This window comes from Agrobacterium sp. MCAB5, from assembly GCF_052114365.1.
GTDB lineage: Bacteria > Pseudomonadota > Alphaproteobacteria > Rhizobiales > Rhizobiaceae > Agrobacterium > Agrobacterium tumefaciens.
Genome location: NZ_JBFREP010000132.1, coordinates 1 through 631 on the forward strand (window position 1 = coordinate 1; position 631 = coordinate 631).

Annotated in this window: 1 protein-coding gene and 1 pseudogene; both read right to left on the reverse strand. The window is 54.8% G+C overall.

Annotated features, from left to right (window positions below; all coding sequences use genetic code 11):
* Positions 1-431 (reverse strand): annotated as a pseudogene (locus tag AB4Z23_RS27785) (hypothetical protein); the annotation flags it as partial.
* On the reverse strand, positions 428-631 hold a 204-nt coding region (locus tag AB4Z23_RS27790; protein ID WP_441361216.1), incomplete at its 5' end, for a hypothetical protein. The pseudogene AB4Z23_RS27785 and the gene AB4Z23_RS27790, both read right to left, overlap by 4 nt.

Genomic DNA, 631 nt, shown 5'->3' on the forward strand with positions numbered 1-631 from the left:
TCGATGATCTGCTTCAGAACATTGTTGCGCTGATTAACTTCGAAGACGATGGCTTTCAGACGATCCACGATGTTGGCGGTCCCCACCTCCATCTTTGTGGTATCGATCCGCTGTATATCGTCTCCGGAGAGAGGCGATTCGCCGTCGATGTTAACGACGTCGTAGTACGCGTCCCGCCACACTTTAAGAATCTTCGAATACTTGTTGTAGATGGTCTGATGCGCAGGGAAGTGAGGAGATTTGTTTCTCCCTTCCTCCGAGACGACAAGGGCGGTCGGCATGATCGGCGTCCTTCGCTTAACCAGTGCAACGCAGATGGCGTTGACGTCCTCTGCACTTCGCTTTGCCCGATCGCCCGGCGTGGCATCGAGGATCTCCGCCACCCGCTTCTCTGCGGCGAGAATAATCCGCCCAGTTCTGGAAATCTTCATGGCGTAGCCACTTCGGCGAGTTGAGGCGTGGTTGCCTTCGGCCCAGGTAGCAAAACGGCGTCGGACAACGCCGTCTCTATGAGTTCACGGACCTGCTCCTCAAGTCTCAAGTCCTGAAGTCGAAGATTGCCGTCGATCAATCGCGCTATATCTTGGTCAGGTACTCTGGCGTCGATGAAACTGGCGTATTGGTCCATAGC